Annotated in this window: 23 protein-coding genes and 3 pseudogenes; 17 read left to right on the top strand and 9 right to left on the bottom strand. The window is 71.0% G+C overall.

What is annotated here, in order from left to right; all coding sequences use genetic code 11:
* Positions 1-314 precede the first annotated feature (314 nt).
* Positions 315-650, top strand: coding sequence for an ATP-binding protein (locus tag E6R62_RS39410; protein ID WP_168713976.1), 336 nt, complete (start codon positions 315-317; stop codon positions 648-650).
* A 177-nt stretch (positions 651-827) separates the two neighbouring features.
* Here the strand turns inward: E6R62_RS39410 and E6R62_RS05510 are convergent, their stop codons facing one another.
* A complete protein-coding gene (locus E6R62_RS05510; RefSeq protein ID WP_136211940.1) occupies positions 828-1,313 on the bottom strand; it encodes an ArsI/CadI family heavy metal resistance metalloenzyme in 486 nt (161 codons plus the stop codon).
* Positions 1,314-1,401: 88 nt separating this feature from the next.
* On the opposite strand from E6R62_RS05510, the gene E6R62_RS05505 reads away from it, so the two are divergent.
* The 4 genes from E6R62_RS05505 to E6R62_RS05495 are packed head-to-tail and all read left to right on the top strand — an operon-like array spanning position 1,402 to position 3,243.
* Positions 1,402-1,794, top strand: coding sequence for a helix-turn-helix transcriptional regulator (locus tag E6R62_RS05505; protein ID WP_168713975.1), 393 nt, complete (start codon positions 1,402-1,404; stop codon positions 1,792-1,794).
* Positions 1,791-2,564 (top strand): aquaporin, encoded by a 774-nt coding sequence (locus E6R62_RS05500; RefSeq protein ID WP_206308654.1) that lies wholly within the window; start codon positions 1,791-1,793, stop codon positions 2,562-2,564. Before E6R62_RS05505 ends, E6R62_RS05500 begins: the two co-directional genes overlap by 4 nt.
* Entirely contained in the window at positions 2,564-2,737 is a 174-nt protein-coding gene (locus E6R62_RS39405; protein WP_168713974.1) for a hypothetical protein, read from the top strand. The genes E6R62_RS05500 and E6R62_RS39405 overlap by 1 nt, the downstream gene beginning before the upstream one ends.
* Complete coding sequence (locus E6R62_RS05495; protein WP_136211938.1) at positions 2,734-3,243, top strand: GNAT family N-acetyltransferase; 510 nt, start codon at positions 2,734-2,736, stop codon at positions 3,241-3,243. Before E6R62_RS39405 ends, E6R62_RS05495 begins: the two co-directional genes overlap by 4 nt.
* Before the next feature lie 55 nt (positions 3,244-3,298).
* Here the strand turns inward: E6R62_RS05495 and E6R62_RS05490 are convergent.
* A pseudogene (locus E6R62_RS05490) lies at positions 3,299-4,128 on the bottom strand (helix-turn-helix transcriptional regulator).
* Positions 4,129-4,418: 290 nt separating this feature from the next.
* On the opposite strand from E6R62_RS05490, the gene E6R62_RS05485 reads away from it, so the two are divergent.
* Positions 4,419-4,952, top strand: coding sequence for a GNAT family N-acetyltransferase (locus E6R62_RS05485; protein ID WP_136211936.1), 534 nt, complete (start codon positions 4,419-4,421; stop codon positions 4,950-4,952).
* A gap of 11 nt (positions 4,953-4,963) precedes the next feature.
* Here the strand turns inward: E6R62_RS05485 and E6R62_RS05480 are convergent, their stop codons facing one another.
* Positions 4,964-5,512, bottom strand: a complete 549-nt coding sequence (locus E6R62_RS05480) for an NIPSNAP family protein (protein ID WP_136211934.1) — start codon at positions 5,510-5,512, stop codon at positions 4,964-4,966.
* Positions 5,509-5,976, bottom strand: a complete 468-nt coding sequence (locus E6R62_RS05475; RefSeq protein WP_136211932.1) for a hypothetical protein — start codon at positions 5,974-5,976, stop codon at positions 5,509-5,511. Before E6R62_RS05475 ends, E6R62_RS05480 begins: the two co-directional genes overlap by 4 nt.
* 62 nt (positions 5,977-6,038) lie before the next feature.
* On the opposite strand from E6R62_RS05475, the gene E6R62_RS05470 reads away from it, so the two are divergent.
* Complete coding sequence (locus tag E6R62_RS05470) at positions 6,039-6,965, top strand: YafY family protein (protein WP_136211930.1); 927 nt, start codon at positions 6,039-6,041, stop codon at positions 6,963-6,965.
* A gap of 177 nt (positions 6,966-7,142) precedes the next feature.
* Here the strand turns inward: E6R62_RS05470 and E6R62_RS05465 are convergent, their stop codons facing one another.
* A complete protein-coding gene (locus tag E6R62_RS05465) occupies positions 7,143-7,787 on the bottom strand; it encodes a dihydrofolate reductase family protein (RefSeq protein ID WP_136211928.1) in 645 nt (214 codons plus the stop codon).
* A 536-nt stretch (positions 7,788-8,323) separates the two neighbouring features.
* Between E6R62_RS05465 and E6R62_RS05460 the strand changes: the two genes are divergently transcribed.
* A complete protein-coding gene (locus E6R62_RS05460) occupies positions 8,324-9,208 on the top strand; it encodes an aldo/keto reductase (protein ID WP_136211926.1) in 885 nt (294 codons plus the stop codon).
* 59 nt (positions 9,209-9,267) lie between these two features.
* Here E6R62_RS05460 and E6R62_RS40655 read toward each other — a convergent pair.
* Positions 9,268-9,586 (bottom strand): annotated as a pseudogene (locus tag E6R62_RS40655) (ATP-binding cassette domain-containing protein); the annotation flags it as partial.
* A 46-nt stretch (positions 9,587-9,632) separates the two neighbouring features.
* Here E6R62_RS40655 and E6R62_RS40225 point away from each other — a divergent pair.
* Positions 9,633-10,226, top strand: a pseudogene (locus E6R62_RS40225) (ATP-binding cassette domain-containing protein); the annotation flags it as partial.
* 232 nt (positions 10,227-10,458) lie between these two features.
* Positions 10,459-11,847 (top strand): S8 family serine peptidase, encoded by a 1,389-nt coding sequence (locus E6R62_RS05445; RefSeq protein ID WP_136211924.1) that lies wholly within the window; start codon positions 10,459-10,461, stop codon positions 11,845-11,847.
* Positions 11,848-11,944: 97 nt separating this feature from the next.
* Here E6R62_RS05445 and E6R62_RS05440 read toward each other — a convergent pair whose 3' ends face one another.
* Entirely contained in the window at positions 11,945-13,396 is a 1,452-nt protein-coding gene (locus E6R62_RS05440) for an amino acid permease (protein ID WP_136211922.1), read from the bottom strand.
* Positions 13,397-13,629: 233 nt separating this feature from the next.
* Here E6R62_RS05440 and E6R62_RS39395 point away from each other — a divergent pair, with 233 nt between their 5' ends.
* The gene (locus tag E6R62_RS39395; protein ID WP_168713962.1) at positions 13,630-13,806 is read left to right on the top strand and encodes a hypothetical protein; all 177 of its coding nucleotides are present in this window, start codon (positions 13,630-13,632) and stop codon (positions 13,804-13,806) included.
* A 176-nt stretch (positions 13,807-13,982) separates the two neighbouring features.
* Here the strand turns inward: E6R62_RS39395 and E6R62_RS05435 are convergent, their stop codons facing one another.
* Entirely contained in the window at positions 13,983-14,723 is a 741-nt protein-coding gene (locus E6R62_RS05435; protein WP_136211920.1) for a maleylpyruvate isomerase family mycothiol-dependent enzyme, read from the bottom strand.
* A gap of 172 nt (positions 14,724-14,895) precedes the next feature.
* Between E6R62_RS05435 and E6R62_RS05430 the strand changes: the two genes are divergently transcribed.
* The gene (locus tag E6R62_RS05430; protein WP_136211918.1) at positions 14,896-16,284 is read left to right on the top strand and encodes a CoA transferase; all 1,389 of its coding nucleotides are present in this window, start codon (positions 14,896-14,898) and stop codon (positions 16,282-16,284) included.
* Between the two features lie 66 nt (positions 16,285-16,350).
* Here E6R62_RS05430 and E6R62_RS05425 read toward each other — a convergent pair whose 3' ends face one another.
* A complete protein-coding gene (locus E6R62_RS05425) occupies positions 16,351-16,773 on the bottom strand; it encodes an ATP-binding protein (RefSeq protein ID WP_136211916.1) in 423 nt (140 codons plus the stop codon).
* A 292-nt stretch (positions 16,774-17,065) separates the two neighbouring features.
* Between E6R62_RS05425 and E6R62_RS05420 the strand changes: the two genes are divergently transcribed.
* The 5 genes from E6R62_RS05420 to E6R62_RS05400 all read left to right on the top strand — a co-directional run bounded on the left by E6R62_RS05420 (position 17,066) and on the right by E6R62_RS05400 (position 20,784).
* Positions 17,066-17,410, top strand: a complete 345-nt coding sequence (locus tag E6R62_RS05420) for an STAS domain-containing protein (RefSeq protein ID WP_136211914.1) — start codon at positions 17,066-17,068, stop codon at positions 17,408-17,410.
* Complete coding sequence (locus tag E6R62_RS05415; protein WP_136211912.1) at positions 17,410-18,093, top strand: response regulator transcription factor; 684 nt, start codon at positions 17,410-17,412, stop codon at positions 18,091-18,093. Before E6R62_RS05420 ends, E6R62_RS05415 begins: the two co-directional genes overlap by 1 nt.
* Positions 18,090-19,232 carry a sensor histidine kinase gene (locus E6R62_RS05410; protein WP_206308652.1) on the top strand — a complete coding sequence of 381 codons (1,143 nt, stop codon included), beginning with the start codon at positions 18,090-18,092 and terminating at the stop codon, positions 19,230-19,232. Before E6R62_RS05415 ends, E6R62_RS05410 begins: the two co-directional genes overlap by 4 nt.
* The gene (locus E6R62_RS05405; RefSeq protein WP_136211910.1) at positions 19,229-19,660 is read left to right on the top strand and encodes a response regulator transcription factor; all 432 of its coding nucleotides are present in this window, start codon (positions 19,229-19,231) and stop codon (positions 19,658-19,660) included. The genes E6R62_RS05410 and E6R62_RS05405 overlap by 4 nt, the downstream gene beginning before the upstream one ends.
* Positions 19,661-19,911: 251 nt before the next feature.
* The gene (locus tag E6R62_RS05400; protein WP_136211908.1) at positions 19,912-20,784 is read left to right on the top strand and encodes an oxaloacetate decarboxylase; all 873 of its coding nucleotides are present in this window, start codon (positions 19,912-19,914) and stop codon (positions 20,782-20,784) included.
* Positions 20,785-20,797: the final 13 nt, after the last annotated feature.

Genomic DNA, 20,797 nt, shown 5'->3' with positions numbered 1-20,797 from the left:
TTCAAGCACGTCCTGTCCGGCAAGTCGGAAGCGGCGAAACCCCAGCCGAACGAGACTCCGATCACGGCGAAAACGGTCAACGTCCCCGTCTGTACCGAATGTGGCGCCTCATCAGGCCGGACTTGAGTTCGGGCCCGCGGCCTGCGGCGAAGCCACCGGCGTGGCCGGCAGACCTACCCGAGGAGATGAACACAGGCGTGATCGTTCCGAATAGGGCCGTCCCTCCGCTTACCAGGCAAGAGCAGGGGAAAGCGGCCTGCATGGAAAGGACCGACTGTTACCAGATCAGGCCGGGCCCGCCCGGATTGCGATGTGTGGAGGCAAGGGAGCTGGCCCAGAGCGTCCTGGCCGAGACGGGAGCGCCCCCGCAGCAGGTAGAGGACGTGGTCACGGTGGTATCGGAGCTGGTCTCCAACGCCCGACGTCACGGCGGCGGCGTCACCGCGTTGCGCATCACCGCCCGCGCCGGCGCCGTCACCATCGAGGTGTCCGACCGCTCACCGCGCCGACCACGCGTACAGCCTTGGGCTCCGGCGCAGCCGGGTGGCTTCGGATGGCGGATGGTCAACCGCCTGGCCCACACCACCGGCATCCACTCCCACCACGGGGGGAAAACCGTCAGCGCCACCCTCGTCGCCGGCGGGAACTAGGGACTGTCCGGGCGGTTTGCGTGCCCTGAGGGCCACGAAGACCTTGGCGTTCCCCGCGTTCCGGGCCTGGGGGACTGCCATCGCGGACGTGCCGGGCGCGTGGCGGCCCACTTCCACGCCCTGATATCGGGTCGGTTCCGGGAACTCGTCAGGCCGGCTCCGCGGCGGCAGCCGGGGTCAGCTGCCGCAGCCGCACCTCTCGGCGGTCTGATCGGCCGGGGTCCGGACCGTGTCGACGGCCTGCCCGTCCGGGGCGCAACAGGCGCCCGGGGCGGTGGCGGGCTTCCGCGGGGTGCCCGCGTCGGCCTTGACGACATAGACCTCCCACGGCTCCTTGCCGGGACCGGCGACCCACACCTTGTCCTGCAACGCGTAGCAGCAGGAGGTGTCGTTCTCCTCGAAGGTCGCCAGGCCCGCGTCCTTGAGCCGCGTGGTGGCCGCGGTGACCTCGTCGGTCGCGGTGACCTCGATGCCGAGGTGGTCCAGGCGGGTCTCCTCTCCGGGCTCGCCCTCGATGAGGACGAGCTTGAGCGGGGGCTCGGTGATGGCGAAGTTGGCGTAGCCGTCGCGCCTCTTGGCGGGCTCGGCGGCGAAGAGCTTGGAGTAGAAGTCGATCGAGGCGTCGAGATCGGCGACGCGCAGGGCGAGCTGGACACGGGACATGGCGGTCTCCCCTTGGTGAACATCTGTTTCGACATCTGTCGATACAACCGAGCTTGCCACCGGTATCGACAGCTGTCAATATTGAGCCATGTCGAAACAAGTGGGTCTGCCGGTGCTCGCCAAGGACGACGCGGCGTGCTGCGCGCCGATGGTCCGCGAGCCGCTGGGCGAGCAGGACGCGGCCGAGCTGTCGCGGATGTTCAAGGCGCTGTCGGACCCGATCCGGCTGCGGCTGCTGTCGCTGATCGCCTCCCACGAAGGCGGCGAGGCGTGCGTGTGCGACCTCATCGGCCCGTTCGACGTCTCCCAGCCGACCATCTCCCACCACCTGAAGGTGCTCCGGGAAGCCGGGCTGGTCGGCTCCGAGCGGCGTGGAACCTGGGTGTACTACTGGGTGCTCCCCGACGCCCTGTCGAAGCTTTCCGCCCTGCTCCAGATCCCCGCCGTGTCCTCGAAGGCCACTGCCAAGGCCACCGCGTGAGCGCGCGGGCGCCGCTGGTACGGCGAGCGACGGTCGAGGGACTCGGGACGGCCGCCCTGGTCACGGTGGTGGTCGGCTCCGGTATTCAGGCCACCGAGCTGACCCGCGACATAGGGGTGCAACTGCTGGCCAATTCCCTCGCCACCGTCTTCGGCCTCGGTGTGCTGATCGCTCTGCTGGCCTCGGTGTCGGGGGCGCACTTCAACCCGGCTGTCACCCTCGCCGCCTGGTTCACCGGCCGCCGCACCGGCGACTCCCCCACCCTGCGCGACGTCGCGGCGTACGTGCCCGCCCAGGTCGCCGGGGCGATCGCGGGCGCGGTGGCGGCCGACGCCATGTTCGGCAAGCCACTGGTTCACTTCTCCACCCACGACCGGTCCGCCGGGCACCTTTGGTCGGCCGAGGTCGTGGCCACCGCCGGGCTGGTCTGGCTGATCTTCGGCCTGGCCCGCGCCGGCCGCGCGCACCTGGCACCGGTACTCGTCGCCTCCTACATCGGAGCGGCGTACTGGTTCACCTCCTCCACCAGCTTCGCCAACCCGGCCGTGACGATCGGCCGGGCATTCACCGACACCTTCGCCGGGATCGCCCCCGCGTCCGTGTTGCCGTTCCTCGCCGCCCAGCTGATCGGCGCCGCCGTCGGCCTGGGCTTGACCGCCGTGTGCTTCGGCCGTCCGGCCGCCGTGGACGAGGACGAGGTCCTCGTTCCCCACGGCGGGCAGCAAGACGCCGCTCCCGCCCGTCTCGCCGAAGAAGGCGCGCTGCCCTGATGAGCACCTCCGCCACCCCGTCCGCGCCGTTCATCTGTGTGTGCGACGCCGACCGCTCGCGGATGGCCACCGTCTCCCACGCCCGTCCGGGCGGCGGCCTGGGTGAGGTCCGCCCGCCCGGTCCCGGCCCCGCCGACCTGGTCACCGAAGCCGTCATCCTGGCTGCGGCATGAGGGCCGCCGCGACCGGCTTTCGCATCGCGCCGATGCGGCCGGAACACGCCGAACAGACCCTGGCGATCTACCGGTTGGGCATCGAGGAGGGCAACGCCACCTTCGAGACCATCGCCCCGACCTGGCAGGCGTTCGACGCCGCGAAGCTGGACGAACACCGCCTGGTCGCCTTGGACGCGGGCGGCCGGGTCCTGGGCTGGGCCGCCGTGGTGCCGGTATCGGACCGATGCGCATACGCCGGCGTCGTCGAGCACTCCGTCTACGTCCACCCCGAGGCCCGCGGCCGCGGCGTCGGCCTGGCCCTGCTGACCGCCCTGATCGCATCCACCGACGCCGCCGGCATCTGGACGGTGCAGTCCGGCATCTTCCCGGAGAACACCGCCAGCCTCGCCCTGCACCTGCGGGCCGGGTTCCGCGTCATCGGCACCCGCGAACGCATCGGCCGCCACCACGGAACATGGCGCGACGTGGTCCTCGTGGAACGCCGCAGCCCCACGATCACCTGACCTGCTCGCGCACCAGCTCCGGTTCGGCGCGTACCGGTAGTCGAAGCCCCGCGCGCTAATGGCCGTGGTTACCCGGTGTCCGCCGGCGGGCGGCCCGGTGTGAGGTGGCGTGGAGGGACCAGAGCAGGCCCAGGGCCTGTGCGCTGGGGCTGTCGGGTTCCGCCTGGTATACGACCAACTGCCGGCCGGGAGCGTCACGTACGTCGAAGGTCTGGTATGTGACGGCCAGCGAGCCGACGTCCGGATGCAGCAGGTGCTTGGCCTCCTGGCTCTTGCCGCGTACGACGTGGGCGTTCCGCAGGCCGGTGAAGTCCGTGCTTCGCCGGGTGAGGCCGTGGACGACTTCCCGCAGCCCGGGCCGTCCGGGTCGAGCCGGCAGCCTGCCGCAGGCGGCCCACAACGGCCTGGGCCGTGTGGTCCCACCGCCGGTAGAACTGCCGGCCCGCCGGGTCGAGGAAGGTCATCCGGGCGAGGTTGTCCATCCGCTCGAACGGGGAGTGCAGGGCCCCGGCCAGGGCGTTGGCCGCCAGGACGTCCAGGGTCCGGTTGATGACGAACGCCGCCGCGGCCGGACAGCCGTCCAACAGTTGAGTGGGCGAACCGGCCGCCGGGCACCGTCCCCGCCAGCCGGTGGAGGTGCGCGAGCTCGTTCGGGTCGAGCCGTAGGGCACGGCCGAGCGCGTCGAGCACCCGGGCCGAAGGGTGGCGCTCCCGCCCCTGTTCCAGCGGGGTGTAGTAGTCCGCGTTCACCCCGGCCAGGACGGCGACCTCCTCCCGGCGCAACCGCGCGACCCTGCGCACCCCGTGGCTCGCCACGCCCACGTCCTGCGGCCGCAGGGCCGCCCGGCGTGCGCGCAGGAACTCTCCCAGATCGTTGTCGGTCACGCCTTCACCCTAGGCCGCGCCGCCCGTGTCCTGCCTGGGTGCGCCGCACCCAGGCAGGACACGGCCTGGCCGGTCGTCGACCTCCCGCCCAGACTCGGTGGCGCGGAACGGATCCGCATCCTTCGACGAACGGAGTCCGTCCTTGACGGGCAGCACAGAACAGGGCCGGGCCGACGTGGTCGGCATGTGGGTGACGGCAGACGGCCACATCCGCCAGGAAGCCCCCACCGAGGACAGCCGGCGCCGGGCCCGGTTGGCCAAGGGGCGACACGAAGCAGGACCATGCTGGGATGGATCACTTGTCACATGTGTCACCGGCAGCGGTGGTGCGTCTCACGTGCTACACGAAGACCGAGCAGACGGAAATCCTCGGCGAGGGTGCCGACCCCTTCGGTGTCGCCGACACCGGCCTGACATGGCTGCCCAAGAAGGAGCACTTCGGCATCAGGCTGGAAGACCGGCTCGTGGCGCATACGGGCCTGCTCCGGACGCCCATATCGATCGGGGGCGTCGAGACCGAGGTGGTCGGGGTCGGCGGCGTGGCCGTGGCACCGGACGCACGTGGACGAGGACTCGCCCGCCTCGTCATGACCGCCGCCCTGGACCACGCACGGACGATGGGCCCGCAGTACGGACTTCTCTTCTGCCGGCCCCCGCTCGTCCCGCTGTACCGGCGACTCGGCTGGCGGGTGTTGGACCAGGACGTCCACGTCGAACAACACGAAGGGCCCGTGCTCATGCCGCTTCGAACCATGTGGACGTCGCTGCACGACGAGGCGGACTGGCCGGCCGGGGCGGTGCGGCTGCTCTCGTTCCCGATGTGATCAGTCAGGACTCAGGTCGTCACCGGTTCCAGCCGAAGCGTCCGGCTGGGCCAGGGCGGCGGCTCCGAAGCGCCGAACCAGACCCTGACGTCCTCCCCGGTGCGGACCGGCAGGCGCGGGTAGTCGTTCTCGGCGTGCTCGGTGCGGTGCAGCGCGTGGCCCGGGCTCAGGTACCGGGCGGCGTACCCGTCGAAGGCGGCCGCCCCGGACGGATGGCAGACGGTCGCGAGCACCTCGCGGGCGCCGGGCGCGGGCGTGAAGCCGGGTCCGCGCAGCAGCAGGACGTCGTCGCTGTCGGTCATGGTGGCGTTGGCCACCTCGCGGTGCTCGCGCCAGACCGGGCCGGTGTAGAAGGACTCCAGCGAGCGCCGACGGCGCGCCATATCGGGGAAGGAGCGCAGCCAGACGAAGCGGTTCGGGTCGTCCAGGTCGCGGAACCGGCCGCCGACGGTGATGCCGACCGCCCGCTGGCCGGTCACGAACTCGCGCTCGAACAGCTCGATCAGCGTTTCCCGGGCTCCTGGACGCAGGGTGTACTGCCGGAGTTCGACGATGCTCATGCGCCGGCCTGCCCGGTTCGGGTGAAGTCCATGGTCCAGTTCTGCTCCCAGGTGCGGCCGTCGTCGGCGGAGAACTCCTGCTCCCAGCGGGCGTGGTCCGGTCCGAGGCGGTACCAGGTGAAGTGCACCCGGATCGGGCGCCCGTCGTGGGTGTCGTCACCGTAGAAGTCGCCGCGTTCCCCGGTGAAGCCACCGATCACGGGCGGGTCCAGCCGGCCCGTCCGACTGTCGGACCAGTGGATCGACCAGCGTCCCGTCTCGCGGTCGAGCAGCCGCAGGGTCACTCCCTGGCGGCCGAGGGTGGGGAAGGTGATCTCGTCGATGTTGCCGGCGCCGCCGAACAGCGGGCGGATCACGGCATGGCCCGGGAACTCCACCCAGGTTCCGGTGCCCGGTGCGAGCGGTGCGGTGAGACGGCGGTTGGTCACGTCCCAGGAGCCGTGCAGGAAGTCGAAGTCGTTCATGCGCCGCAGGTTAGGGACAGTCCCCTGACATCTGCTGTCAGTGGATGTGGATACTGGGCGGCATGCGTGCGAGCCGGCTGGTCACTCTGCTCCTCCTGCTCCAGAACCGGGGCCGGATGACCGCCCGGCAATTGGCCGAGGAGCTGGAGGTCTCCGTCCGTACGGTCTATCGGGACGTCGAGGCGCTCGGCGCCGCCGGCATCCCGCTGTACGGCGCCGCCGGACACGCGGGTGGCTACCGGTTGGTCGGCGGTTACCGGACCCGGCTCACCGGACTCACCGCGGACGAGGCGCAGGCCGCGTTCCTCGCCGCGCTCCCCGGCGCCGCAGCCGACCTGGGCCTCGGCGAGGCGCTCGCCACCGCCCAACTCAAATTGCACGCCGCGCTCCCGGCGGAGCTGCGCGAGCACGCCGGGCGGACCCGGGAACGCTTCCTGCTCGACGCGCCCGGCTGGTACAGCGACGCCGACCGCACGCCCTACCTGGCCCCGGTCGCCGCCGCCGTGTGGGAGCGGCGGGCAACGGTGCTGCGGTACCGGCGCTGGCGGGCGCCGGAGGAGATCGAGCGGCGGGTGGAGCCGTACGGCCTCGTACTGAAGGCGGGCCGCTGGTACCTGGTGGCGGGCGGCCCGTCCGGGATCCGCACCTACCGGGTCGACCAGATCCTCGGCATCCGGCCGCTGGAGGAGTTCCCCGCTCCGGAGGGGTTCGACCTGGGCGCTTACTGGGACGACTACGTGGCCGACTTCCGGGCGCGGCTGCACACCGGGAAGGCCCTGGTGCGGCTCACCCCGGAAGGCGCCCGCCGTCTCGGGGTGACGCCCACGAGCGACGGATGGACGCAGGCCCGAGTGCCGATCGAGTCGATCGACCACGCCTACGGGGAGTTCCTGCGGATGGGCACGGACATCGAGGTCGTGGCACCGGACGAACTCCGGGACCGCATCGCCGCGACCGTACGGACCTTGGCCGCCCGCTACGCGGGCTGACCCCGGGCGGAAGGTTCTCCCGGCTCCGTCTCCGACCCCGTACTCCCACTCCGGTCGCGATCAGCCGGACCGCATCGGCCTTCGAGGCCGGATGACGGCCCGCGGCCCGGCTCCACGGCCCGCCTCGGGGCCGGCCCCGGGAGGCGAAGCGGTCCCGGGGCGGCCGTCGGGAGCCGGTTACTTCCTCCAGAACAGGTGGTGCTGCACCCCGCTCGGGCTGGGCACTACCTCCAGGTGGAACCGGTCGAGCAGTTCGTCGGGGGATTCCCACAGTCGTAGGCCGGAACCGAGCTTGATCGGTGAGACCGCCACATGCATGGTGTCGACGAGGTCGGCGTCGAGGAATTCCCTGACGGTGCTCACGCCGCCGCCGAGCCGGACGTCCTTGCCCTGCGCCGCCGCCCGGGCCTGCTCCAAGACGGTGGCGGGGTCGCCGTCGACGAAGTGGAAGGTGGTGTCGGACAACGTGAACGAAGGACGCTTGTGGTGGGTCAGGACGAACACCGGAGTGTGGAACGGGGGCTCGTCCCCCCACCAGCCCTGCCACTCCAGGTCCTGCCAGGGACCTCGCTGGGGCCCGAACTTGTTGCGGCCCATGATCTCGGCGCCGATGTTGTGGGCGAAGTCCCGCGTGAGGTAGTCGTCCAGGCCCCGGGTCCCTCCTGGGGCGGTCCGCATGGGCCAGCTCGCCGTGGCACCGGCCCAGGCGAACAGCTTGCCGGGATCGACATGACCGAACGGCCTTTCGAGGGTCTGCTCCTCACCGGCACCGATCCCGTCACTTGAGACGTTGAAGTTCTGGACCCGCAGTAGCTGAGTCACTTGCTCCTCCTGTGTTGTCGACAACGGTGGTAGGACTCGCCGGACGGGGAAAACTCATCGGTGTTTCCGTGGCCGGCGAGGGGTTCGCGTCCCCGGGCGGTCACAGCGTGATCCGACTGATCCGACCGGAAGGCCCATTTCCTGCTTGGTAGCACGTCTGCGACCTCCGCTCGGGCAGCGGATCGCCGGGCGGCACCCTAGAACCGTGGGTAGCGGGGGTGCCTAGCCATGAGAGCAGCGGGGCGATCCGGGCGTCGTCCTCGGGCGGCGGCCTGCAGGGTCAGGCAGAAGTGCCGCCTGGACGTCCAGAAGTGCCGCCTGGACGTCGCCGGTCCCACCGCCGCAGAGCGCGGGACACGGAGCGGTGGCGCAGGGGTCGACAGTTTTCCTTACTACGTGTCCACCGTTTCGGCACTTCTGCCGGCGACCGGATGCGCCCAGGATGAACCGTCGAAGCGCGGCGGCGTACCCGGAGCGCTCGCCGCATCCGCCGCCCCGGCCCTCTGGGCAACATGGACACAGGAGTAGAGACGCACATGAAGTACCGCCCCCTGGGGACCACCACGGTCAGTGCCATCGCCTTGGGGGCCATGCCCCTTTCCATCGAGAACCGCCCGGATGAAGAGCGAGCCGTCGCAACCATCCATGCCGCCCTCGACGCAGGCATCACGCTCATCGACACGGCCGACAGTTACCACTGGCACGCCGACGAGCGCGGCCACAATGAACTGCTCATCGCCCGTGCCCTCGCCCGCTTCGGCGGCGACACCTCAGGCGTCCTCGTCGCCACCAAAGGGGGCCGGGGCCGTCCCGGCGACGGCGGTTGGACCGTCACGGGCACCCCCGCCCATCTCAAGCAGGCCGCCGAAGCCTCGCTCAAGCGGCTGGGAGTGGAGGCGATCGGCCTGTACCAGCTGCACAAGCCCGACCCTGACGTGCCTTGGGCGGAATCGGTCGGCGCCCTGCGCGAACTCCTCGACGCGGGAACCATCCGGGCCGCGGGTATCTCCAATGTCACCACCGACCAGATCCGTGAGGCGCGCTCCATCCTCGGCGACGCGCTCGTCTCCGTGCAGAACCAGTTCTCCCCCGCCGTTCGCGACAGCGAGCCCGCACTGGAGCTGAGCACCCGACTCGGCCTGGCTTTCCTGCCCTGGAGCCCGTTGGGCGGCATCTCCCGCAGTTCCCTGGACGGGCCGTCCGGCCCCACCTCCGCCGGCACCGCCTTCCACCGCATCGCGGTCGAACGCGGCGTGAGCCCGCAGCAGATCGCCTTGGCCTGGCTACTGGCCCGCTCCCCGCTGGTCATCCCGGTGCCGGGAGCCGGCCGTCCGGCGTCGATCCGGGACTCGGCCGAGGCCACCGGGATCGAACTCGACGCGGCGGAACTGGCAGAACTGGAGACAGCCCTGCCGAAGTGAGGGGCCGAGGCCTTCGGAACGGGTCGGTCGGACCATGGCCTCGGCCTGCCGTGTCGCCCTCACCGGCCGGCCCCCTCCTCCGCGACGGGCCCGACGAGGCGGCCGTCGCGCCATTCCACCACCCGGTCCGCCAGTTCGATCAGGCTGGGGTCGTGGTGGCGACGAGGATGGTGACCGACTCGCTGCGCACGCCCGCACGCAACAGCTCCATGATCGACCGGCCTGTCTCCGAGTCGAGCCGGCCCGTGGGTTCGTCCGCGATGATCAGGTCGGGGTTGTTGGCCAGGGCGCGGGCCACCGCGACACGCTGCTGCTGCCGCCGAAAAGCTCGCCGGGGCGCTGCTCGGCGTGGGTGGCGAGGCCGACCAGGGCGAGCAGGGTCCGGGCGCGTTCTGGGGTTGCGGCGGCGTCAGGGCGTGGCGCGCTGTTGCCGTTCCTGACGGCCGCGCAGAACGTCGCGCTGCCGACGCAGTTGAAGGGTGGCGGTTCCCGACGCGGCGCGGGCGCACGCCGCGCCGCACGGGTCGCGGAGATCCTGGACGCCCTCGAAATGGGCGATCTGGCGCACCGGCTGCCGGCGCACCTGTCAGGCGGCCAACAGCAGCGCGTCGCGATCGCCGTGGCCATGGCGGACGACCCCAGGGTCCTGCCGGCCGACGAGCCTACGGGCGAACTGGACTCGGAGACGGCCGCGGCGGTCTCCGGGACCTTCCGCACGGTGAGAAAGGAACTCGGCGTGACGGTGGTCATCGTGACGCACGATCCCATGGTGGCGGGCGAGGTCCGCCGCACCGTGGCGATCCGTGACGGCTGCACCAGCAGCGAGGTCCTGCGCCGCCTGGTCACCGACGAGCACGGCGCGGAATCGATCAGCGAACGCGAGTACGTGGTCCTGGACCACTCCGGCCGGGGCCAACTCCCCCCGAAGTTCCTGGAGGCCCTGGGCATGCAGCACCGCGTGGCGGTCGACCTCGCGCCGGACCGCATCGAGCTGCGTCCGGACCGGAGTCACGGCTGAGCCGTTTCCGCTCGCGTGGTTCGTCGGCCACGGTCGGAACTCCGGTCGGCTGCCGGGCCCGTCGCAGATCCGCCGTGGGATACCGCCCATGATTGGGTCAGGAAGCGTCAAAGGATTCGGAGTCAGGCAAAGCGTTCGACATCAAGCGACAAAGCTCCTTGTCCTGTGCATGACCTCCCGATGGGATCACGGAAGCCGTTACGTGCGGCTCCACCCCACACAAGGAGCACTCATGCGCATACCTCGCCCCCGGCTCCGCGCCGCGGTCGCCACGGCAGGGGCCACCGCCCTCGCCTCGGCCGCCCTGGTCGCCACGCCCCTGAGCGGGGCCGCCTCGGCGGCCCCCGCCGCCGGTCGGCAGGTCAAGCCCGTTCCGGCCGTCGCCGGACACCAGTTGGTCCGAGCCGTCGGCAGCCCGCTGTCCACGGAGCAGTGCCAGGCCAAGTGGAAGATCGCCTGCTACGGACCGCTGCAGTACCGCCAGGCGTACCACCTGGACCCGCTCTACAAGGCCGGCATCACCGGCAAGGGCCGGACCATCGTGATCGTGGACTCGTTCGGCTCCCCGACGATCCAGCACGACCTCGACGTGTACAGCAAGCAGTTCGGTATTCCCAGCAGCAAGGTCCAGGTGGTCAAGTGGGGCGACGTCCCGGCCTGGGACCCGAAGAACGCCGACATGACCGGCTGGGCCGGTGAGTCCACGCTCGACGTCGAAATGGCCCACGCCATGGCGCCGGACGCCAAGATCGTGCTCGTGGAGACGGCGGTCGCCGAGACCGAGGGCGTCACCGGCTTCCCCGAGATGATGTCGGCCGAGAAGTCCCTGATCGACCGCGGCATCGGCGACGTCATCACACAGAGCTTCGGCGCGACCGAGAACACCTTCCCGGGCTTCGACAAGGGCGACTTCTCCAGCCTGAAGAACTTGCGGTACGCCTTCAAGGCGGCGGCGGCCCACGATGTGACGGTCCTCGCCTCCTCGGGTGACGGTGGCGCGACGGACAGCACGGCGGACGGCAGCGGTTACTACAAGGAGCGCGTCAACTCCTGGCCTTCGTCCGACCCGCTGGTCACCTCGATCGGCGGCACCCAGTTGCACCTCGACGACAAGGGCAACCGCCTCAGCCCCGAGAGCGTCTACAACGACAACGGCGCGGGGGGCGGCGGCCAGTCGCACGTCTTCGCGCGGCCCTCGTTCCAAAACGGCGTCCGCGGCGTCGTCGGCGATCGGCGCGGCACCCCGGACATCTCGATGGCCGCCGCCGTCAACGGCGGGGCTTGGGTGTACTCCAGCTACGACCCGACCGCGGTCGGCTGGGACGTGTCCGGCGGCACCAGCGAGGCCGCGCCGCTGTTCTCCGGCATCGTCGCCCTCGCCGACCAGGCGGCCGGCCACCGGATCGGCAACCTCAACGACGCCCTGTACTCGCTGTACAAGGACCAGGGCTACAAGCCGGCCGGCGGCCTCGTGGACGTCAACGACGGCACGAACAACAGCTACGCGGGCGTGACCGGCTACACCGCGGTCGACGGCTACGACATGGCGACCGGTCTCGGCACCATCGACGCGGCGCGCTTCGTCCCGGCCCTGGCCCGGGAGAGCCGCCGCCCCTACTGATCCCCGCACCGCGCACGACGTCACGCACGGCGCCGCCCGGTACCCCGGGCCGGCGCCGTGCGCACCTCTCCTCTGTCGGGAGGGTCCCCCTACCTGTTCAGGGCGTGCCGTCCGGCTTGTTCGAGGTACCGCTCCCGGCCGCCTCGGCGAGTCCCGAGTGCCGGTAGGAGTAGCCGAAGTAGATGACGAGGCCGATCAGGAACCAGACCACGAACCGGATCCACGTCTCGACCTGGAGGTAGGTGATGAGCCAGATCGAGGCGACCACGCCGACGGCGGGGGTGAAGGGCATGAAGGGCGTACGGAACTGCCGCGGCAGGTCGGGACGCCGGTACCGAAGGACGATGACGGCGGTGCACACCACCGCGAAGGCGAGCAGGATGCCGATGTTGGTCAGCTCCGCGGCCGCGCCGATCGGCACGAAGCCGGCGATGAGGGCCGACGCCACGCCGACGATCCAGGTGACGCGGGTCGGGACGTGCCGGGTCGGGTGCGTCTTGGCGAACCAGTGGGGCAGCAGTCCGTCGCGGCTCATGGAGAACCACACGCGCGTCACGCCGAGCATGAAGGTGAACATCACCGTGAGGATGCCGATGATCGCGCCGACCGCGATCACGTCGGCGAACGCACCGAGCCCCACCGATTTGAAGGCGCTGGAGAACCCGCTCTCGGGGTCGATCTCCTTGTAGTTCTGCATGCCCGTCAGGACCAGGCAGGCGAGGACGTACAGCACCATGGCGATGGCGAGCGAGTAGATGATCGCCCTGGGCATGTGGCGTTGCGCGTCCTTGGACTCCTCCGCCGCCGTGCTCATCGCGTCGTATCCGAACACGGCGAAGAAGACCGTCGCCGCCCCGGTGAAGGCGCCTCCCACGCCGAACGGGAAGAAGGGTGTGTAGTTGTCGGTGTCGATGTGGAAGAAGCCGACGACGATGACCAGCAGGACGACCAGAACCTTGAGCGCGACGACGACCGTCTCGAAGCGCGCGGCGTTCTTGATGCCGAGGTTGAGCAGATAGGCCGTGAACAGGCAGAGGACGGCGGCGATGAGGTCGACACGGTGGCCCTCCCCCGTCCCGGGCGCGCCCAGCATCCAGGTGGGCAGGCCGGCGCCGGTGTTCGTCAGGAGGAAGTTGAAGTAGCCGGAGATGCCGATGGCGACGACGGCGACGATGGCCGTGTACTCCAGCAGCAGATCCCAGCCGATGAACCAGCCGGCCAGCTCGCCGAGGACGGCGTAGCCATAGGTGTATGCGGAGCCGGCCTTCGGGATCAGCCCGGCGAATTCGGCGTACGAGAAGGCAGCCGCGGCGCTGGCCACGCCGGCGATCAGGAAAGAGATCAGTACGGCCGGCCCGGCGATGCCGTTGGCGACCGTGCCGGCGAGCGTGAAGATGCCGGCGCCGATGATGCCTCCGACGCCGATGGCGGTGAGCTGCCAGAGCCCGAGGGTCCGCGTGAGCTGCTCGCTGGGAGCGCCTTCGATCTCGTCGATGTGCTCGATCGGCTTGCGGCGCAGTACGCCTTCTCCCATCCGCAGCCTCGACATGTGCGTCCTCTCCTCGGGTGCTGACGGGGGTTCATGATGTCGCAGACGCCGAGTCGGCGGGGTTAGGCGCTCCGCAGGTCCTCGCCGGCGGAGCGGATCCGGTCGGCACTTTTCGGGTGCCCGCGGGCCGGCGTCCGCCGCGTCCCGTCCGCCGCCGCTCCCGTCATTCTCGCGGGGGCCGAGCTCCTGGCCCGGCCCCGCGAAAGTGGTCTTGAGGACGTCACAGGATCTCGATGGAGTCGACCTTGGGCGGGCGGACGCTCTGCCGGCCGCCGTCGCGCGACCAGATCGCCGCCGTGGGTGACGCCGACCCCGTCCCCGTCTCCCTGCCGGTCGGCACCATCACCGTCGACAAGCCGATCGTCACCAACTGGCACACGTCCCCGCAGGACGCCGTTCCGTTCGCCTGAACGGGCCGCTCGACCGAACGAGCCCGCGCGGGACGAGCGGTGCGGCCGTTCGACCGTGGTGTGCGGTGGCGGCCTTGCGCTCGGCTCTCTCGTCGCAGCCTCGGTCCACCCCGCTCTCCCGTCCGCCCCCGGGACGCCTACCCCGTGGCCTCGCCCGCCGGTTGCCGTTCCTTCCCTCACTGCCTCCAGGTCGGGAGGACGGGCAGAGCGCCGGCCGGGCCGGTCGTGAGGGTGTTCCCGTCGCCGCGGCCGATCAGCCAGGCGAGGATGTCCGCTCTCGAACCGGCTACCAGCGGACCCGTGCCTGCGCCGACGCAGTGGACCGCGCCGTCCTCATCCGCCCTGAGCCGCACCGGGGGCATCGCTGGGTCTTTCCGCAACCATGTCAGCGTCTCGTGCAGTTCGCGGGTTGTGAAGGCGTCCGGCCAGTGGTGTGGCAGGTAGGTGGTTGCCAGATCCACGTGGTGGACCTCCTGCTCCCGCAGCAGGCTCCACAGCACACCGCGTACCGGGCGCATTCCTCCCCCCAGCCACCGCACCGGTGCGTCCCAGGCACTCCCGGGATGTTCCACAATGGCCCGGAGGACCCCGCGTACGGATTCCTCCAGATCCCCGGAAATCTCGCCTGCCTCGCGAAGTGCCCCCTGCCGGATCTCCCGGGCCCGGGTTTCCTCGTCCGGGTACTGGGGCAGATCCGTGCCGGTCCGCGCGGCCGTGAGCAGACGCACCCGGGAATCCGCGCCGCGGGCCAGGTGAACCAGGACGTGCGCGCGCGTCCACCCGGGCAGACGCGAAGGTTCCCCCATCTGTTCGCCGGTCAGGGACCGGGCGGAGTCGAGCAGACGGTCGGCGGAGGACGTCAAAAGCGGAAGGAGGACGTGGGGTTGATCCCTCTCGGGATCGCCGGATGTGCTCATGCCCGGTCTTCTTCCCCCGCGGAGCCGTCTCACCGGCTCCGGCTTCCCGACCGAGCCGGGAACCGGCGTCGAGCCGCGGCACCGCTGCTCGAATCCCACCCGACACCCGTGCCCGCACCGTCCGCCGAGGAGCTCCCCGTCCCCCGCGGTACCCCGGTGTCATAGTGCGGGCATGAGATCTCCAACCTCCACCGGTACTTCGCAGGCCTGGGCGGCGCTGGGCGCCGATGCCTCTCTGCTCGACCGGGTGTCCTACGGCGGACCGTCCGGAGGGCTGCCGGCGCGGCTGCCCGTCATGGAACTGGCGCGGTCCACCGTCGCGGTGTGCTCGCTCGCCGCCGCCGAACTCACCTCCGTACGCACGGGGCGGCCCGTGCCCCGGGTGCGGGTCGATGACGAGGCGGTCGCGACGGCGTTCCTCAGCGACCGGCTGGTGCGGCTCGACGGGCGAGCGTGGTCGACCTTCGCGCCGCTGTCCCGGTTCTGGCGGGCGAGCGACGGATGGGTCCGCACCCACGCCAACTACCCCCACCACCGTGCCCGATTGCTCGCCGCGCTCGGAGTGTCGGGGGACGCTCGCGAGGATGTGGCGCACTCGGTGGCGGGGGCGATCGCGGAGCGTACGGCGCGAGAGGTTGAGGAGACCGTCTACGCGGCGGGCGGCCTGGCCGTCGCGGCACGCGGTCCCGAGGAGTGGGCCGGAAGCGAGCAGGGGGTCTTGGTCGCGGGGCAGCCGCTGTTGACCACGGCACGTATCGACGACGCCCCGGGCCGGGTGCTCGGTGACGCCGCGCTGCCGTGCGCGGGGTTGCGCGTGCTGGATCTGACAAGGGTGCTCGCCGGGCCGGTCGCCACCCGGACCCTGGCGCTGCTCGGCGCGGACGTGTTGCGGATCGACGCCCCACAGCTGCCGGAGAGCCAGGAGGCCCACAACGACACGGGCATGGGAAAACGCTCGACCACCCTCGACCTGGGTGACGCCACCGACCGCCGGATCTTCGAGGAGCTGCTCCGTGAGGCGGACGTGGTGGTCATCGGTTACCGGCCGGGGGCACTGGACCGGTTCGGGCTCGCGCCCGACACGCTCGCCGAACGCCGTCCGGGCCTGGTGATCGCACAGCTGTCCGCCTGGGGCCGCTACGGGCCCTGGCACGAACGGCGCGGCTTCGACAGCCTGGTCCAGGTGGCCACGGGCATCGCCGAGCTGGAGGGCTCGGCGGACGCACCCGGCGCGCTGCCCGCCCAGGCGCTCGACCACGGCACCGGTTATCTGCTGGCGGCCGCCGTGCTGCGCGCGCTCACCGAGCAGCAGCGCACGGGCGGGAGCCAGCTGGTCCGCTCGGCCCTGACGCAGACCGCGCACTGGCTGGTCCACGGCCTGGCCTCGGCTCCGGGTGGGGAAGGCGGCTTCGACGCCGGGCGCCGGCTGACCGAGACCGACAGCCCCATGGGCCGACTGCGCTACGCGCTGCCGCCCGTGTCGTACGAGGGCGGGCCGGTGGACTGGGGCCGCCCTCCCGGGGTGTGGGGCAGGGACGCCCCTGTCTGGATCGGCGTCTGAGGAGCACCGAAACGGGCCGTCCCACGCCCGGGGCCGGTACCGGCCTGCCCCAGCCGTTCCGGTCCGTCACACGGCGTCGGGCTGCCAGGCCAGCTCCGCGTGGACGGTCTTGCCGTCGCGGCGGGGGACGACGCGCACCCGGCGGGCGAGGCCGCGGACGATGGGCCACCCGCGTCCGCCGGTCCGGTCGGGAGTCCGGGAGTACGGAAGGCCGGGGCTGGAGTCGCCCACGCTGATCTCGATCCCGTCGGGCAGCAGGGCCAGCTCCAGGGTGATGGGGCCGGGGGCGTGGCGGACGGCATTGGTCACCAGTTCGGAGACCACCAGCAGGACGTCGTCGTGAAATGTGTGGCCGACGTGCGGGGCGTGGTGGCGCAGGAGGGCGACGGCGACGTCCCGGGCTTTGGCTATGCAGCCTCGCGCCCCGTCGAAGTCCACGCACACCTTCGTCGGCTGCGTGTCGTGCGGAGTGGCCGGCGGGAGTTCCATCCCCACTCTCTTTCCACTGGGTGCCTCACCGCTTGGGCGCCTCACCGTTGCTTGTGACACCACCGCGCTGCCGGGGCCCCTGTCGCCTGCTTCGCCCCCTTCCAGCAGGGTACCCAGCCCCTTCGAAACATTTACGAGATCGCGTTCCTCGCGGCGGTGGGCTTTTGCACCGATCTGCCCGCACGTGTAGTGATCCGTTCGGGAGAACGGGTTCCCTTCTAGTGCAGATTCACTAGTCTGACCTGGTGCCCATTACCCAGGCTGAGGGTTGCCGCATGAGAGAAGACTCGACATGACCGGCCCGTCGTTCCGGGTCTATGTGAGGCTCGACACGGACGCTACTGCTCTCGGGCTCGTCGGCGCCCTGGACCTGGACGGTACCGCGCAGTTGCGTGCCGCCTTCGCCGACTGCTTCGCGCGGTGCTCCGACCGTGTCGTGCTCGACCTGTGCGATCTGCGTTTTTGTGACTGCGCGGGGCTCAACGTGCTGGTGGAGGCCAAGGCCACAGCGGATAGGATCGGCATCGAGCTGTGCGTGGAGGGCGCCCACGCGCAGGTGGCCCGATTGTTCGCCCTCACCGGCGCCGGCGACCTGTTCGCCGACGACATGCCGCGTCTACCTCCGAGGACCGTCTGATGCCTTCGACACCGCAGGCCGCACCGGATGCCGCGTCGCGCACCGCCTGCGGGCGCATCACCATCCTGCTCGTCGAGGACCACGACATGGTGGCCGAGGCCATTCGGATCGCCCTGGACCGCACCGACGACCTGACAGTGGTCGGGCGCAGCCTGTGTGTGAAGGACGCGCTGGCCGACGCCGCCCGACTGCGGCCCGCCGTGGTGGTGCTCGACCGGCGACTGCCCGACGGTGACGGGATCTCCGCGATCGCCCCGCTCAAGGCCGCCGCCCCCGGTACCCGGGTGCTGCTGCTGACCGGTGACGGGACCCCGGCGATGGCCGCCCACGTCGCCGAGGCCGGAGGCTCGGGCCTCATCCTCAAGGCCGGCAACCTGGCCGAGCTCAAGGACGGTGTACGTCACGTGGCGGCGGGTGACGTGGCCTTCAGCGAGGGCCTCCTCGCCGGCGCGCTGGACCGGCTGATCGGCGCGACCGCCGACCTCGGCACCACCCTCACCCCACGGGAACGCGAGACCCTCGGCCTGCTCGGGGACGGCCTGGGCGCCGCCGAGATCGGTCGGCGGCTCGGTGTCGCCCTCAACACCGCCAGGAACCACGTCCAGCGGGTGCTGGAGAAGCTCGGTGCCCGCTCCCAACTGGAAGCGGTCGCCGTGGCCCGGCGCGAGGGCCTGCTCCCGTGACCGGGAACGGTCCCGCCGAACAAGGCGGCGCCCTCGGCCCGACCGAGACGGCGTTCACCCTGCTGGTCACGAGCGTCGTCGACTACGGCATCTTCATGCTCGACCCCCGAGGTCACGTGACGACCTGGAACACCGGCGCCGAGCGGATCAAGGGCTACCGCGCCACGGACATCATCGGGCAGCACTTCTCCGTCTTCTATCCGCCCGAGGACATCGCCGCCCGCAAACCCCACCTGGAGCTGGAAGCGGCCATCGCCGACGGCCGCTTGGAGGACGAGGGCTGGCGCATCCGCAAGGACGGCTCCCGCTTCTGGGCCAACGTGGTGATCACTCCCCTTTTCGACGAGACCGGCGCACTGCGCGGCTTCGGCAAGGTCACCCGGGACATGACCGAGCGCCGCGCCGCGGAGCAGGCGCTCACCGAACGCCGCCGCCTGTTCACCCACCTGGTGGAGGCACAGGAGTTGGAACGCCGCCGTATCGCCTGGGACGTGCACGACGACTCCATCCAGGCCATGGTCGCCGTCGGCATGCGGCTGGAGCTCCTCTCGGAACAGGCCGGTGAACCGTACGCGAGTGAGCTCTCGCAGCTCGACGTGTCGGTGCGCGAAGCGGTGGGCCGCCTGCGCAACCTCACCTTCCGACTCCAGCCACCCGGTATGCACCAGCACGGCTTGGTGGAGTCGCTGTCCCAGCACCTGGACGACGTCGTGGCCGGGGACTGGGGCCTCGCGCAGTCCTTGGAACACGACCTCGTGAAGGAGCCGGCCCCCGCGACCGCGATCACCATCTTCCGCATCGTGCAGGAGGCGCTGTTGAACGTGCGCAAGCACGCGCAGGCGCGCACCGTGAAGGTCAGCGTCACCGTCGAGAGCCGGGGGCTGCTGGTCCGGGTGGCCGACGACGGCACCGGGCACCCGGCCGTCGCCCGCAGGTTGCACGAGCACTTCGGGCTGATGGAGATGCGCGAGCGGGCCGAGACGGCGGGCGGCTGGTGGTCCCTGCGCAGCGAGCCCGGCACCGGCACCACCGTGGAGTTCTGGGTGCCCGACCTTCCGTCCGGTGTGCTGGACGAACCACTGCCGGGCTCACCCGTCAGCGGCATCGACACCTCGGCCTCCCTCCGGCGGCCCTCGTGACCGGGTCGACGACGCCCGGGGACCCCCTGCGGGTGCTGATCTGCGACGACAACAGCATGCTGCGTGCGGCCCTGGGGAAAGTCATCCGGGCCCAACTCGATCTCGACCTCGTCGGCAGCGCGGCCGATGCCGACGAGGCGATCCGGCTCGCCACGATTCACCGGCCGCATGTCGTGGTGCTCGACGTACGCTTCCCCGGCGGCGGCCCGTACACCGCGCAGCAGGTCGTCCTCGCCGTCCCGGGCGTGCGCGTCCTGGTGTTCTCCGCCTACGGCGACCAGGGCGCCCGCACCGAGATGGCCGCCGCCGGCGTCTCGGGATACCTCGTCAAGGGCATCACCAACGCCCGGTTGCTGGCCGACATCCGGGCTCTGGGAACCGAAGCCCTTGCCTCGAACGCGACCCCGCGGCGGTCACCGCGGGCCTGACCGCGAGATCCGGCGGCGGTCCCACCCGTGCCGGCGGACGGGCTGCCCACACGGTGCACACGGCACGGCGCACTGCCGGCCGGTGCTCGGTGACGTCTCCGTGGTGAACGGGCTGGGCCGATGGGGTGAGCAAAGCGCCGGTAGGGCGCGAACCCGCGGTGGTTCTCGAAATCATCAGGTTTGCGTAAAGCGCTGTCGTGTCGCAGCCACTGCCCTGCCGTCATGCGCATTGCGCTTGGAGAGAGCTGACGATGAGTTACGGGAACGAGCTGCGAACCCGGATCGCCGAGCCCGGCACCACGCCCCTGATCGGCGTGTACGACATGTACTCGGCCTCGGTCGCGGCCGGACACTACGACGGGATGTTCGTCTCCGGCTTCGGGTTCGCCGCGTCGCACTACGGACTGCCCGACATCGGGTTCATCGCCTGGCCGGACATGCTGTCCTTCGTCCAGCGGCTGCGCGGCGCCTTCCCCCGGCACCACCTGCTAGTGGACATCGACGACGGCTACGTCGACATCGATGTGGCCTGTCATGTCGTCGACGGGCTGGAGCGGATCGGTGCCTCCGGGGTGATCCTGGAGGACCAGAAGCGTCCGCGCAGGTGCGGACATGCCGACGGCAAACTGGTCCTGCCGCTCGCCGAGTATCTGGAGAAGCTTGAGGCCGTGCTGGCAGTCCGCGGGGACCTGGTCGTCGTCGCCCGTACGGACGCCACCGAGGAGGCGGACATCCTCCACAGGGCCGAGGCTTTGGCCGCCACGGACGCCGACGCCGTCCTGGTCGACGGGGTCCGCAGCACGGAAGGAATCCGGCGGATCCGGGCGGTCGTCGGCTCGAAGCCGCTGCTGTTCAACCAGATCGCCGGAGGAAAGTCACCGCGCCTCTCCCTCGGTGAGCTCACCGATCTCGGCGTCGACGTGGCCATCTTCAGCACCCCGTGCCTCTTCGCGGCGCACCGCGCCATGGACGCCGCCCTCACCGAACTGCGGCTCGCCGACGGACGACTGCCCGCCGCCGAAGGGGCCGACGAGATCGGCGTCGGCGAGTCCACCAGGCTGCTGGCCCGGAACTTGGGCCGGCCCCGGCCGGTACCCGTCGCGCGGGCGAGTGCCGAGGTGTGACCAGGGCACGCGG

This window comes from Streptomyces sp. A1136, assembly GCF_004795055.1.
Lineage (GTDB): Bacteria > Actinomycetota > Actinomycetes > Streptomycetales > Streptomycetaceae > Streptomyces.
Note: the sequence above shows the minus strand (reverse complement) of the source record. Positions and strands in the feature narration are given on the sequence as shown.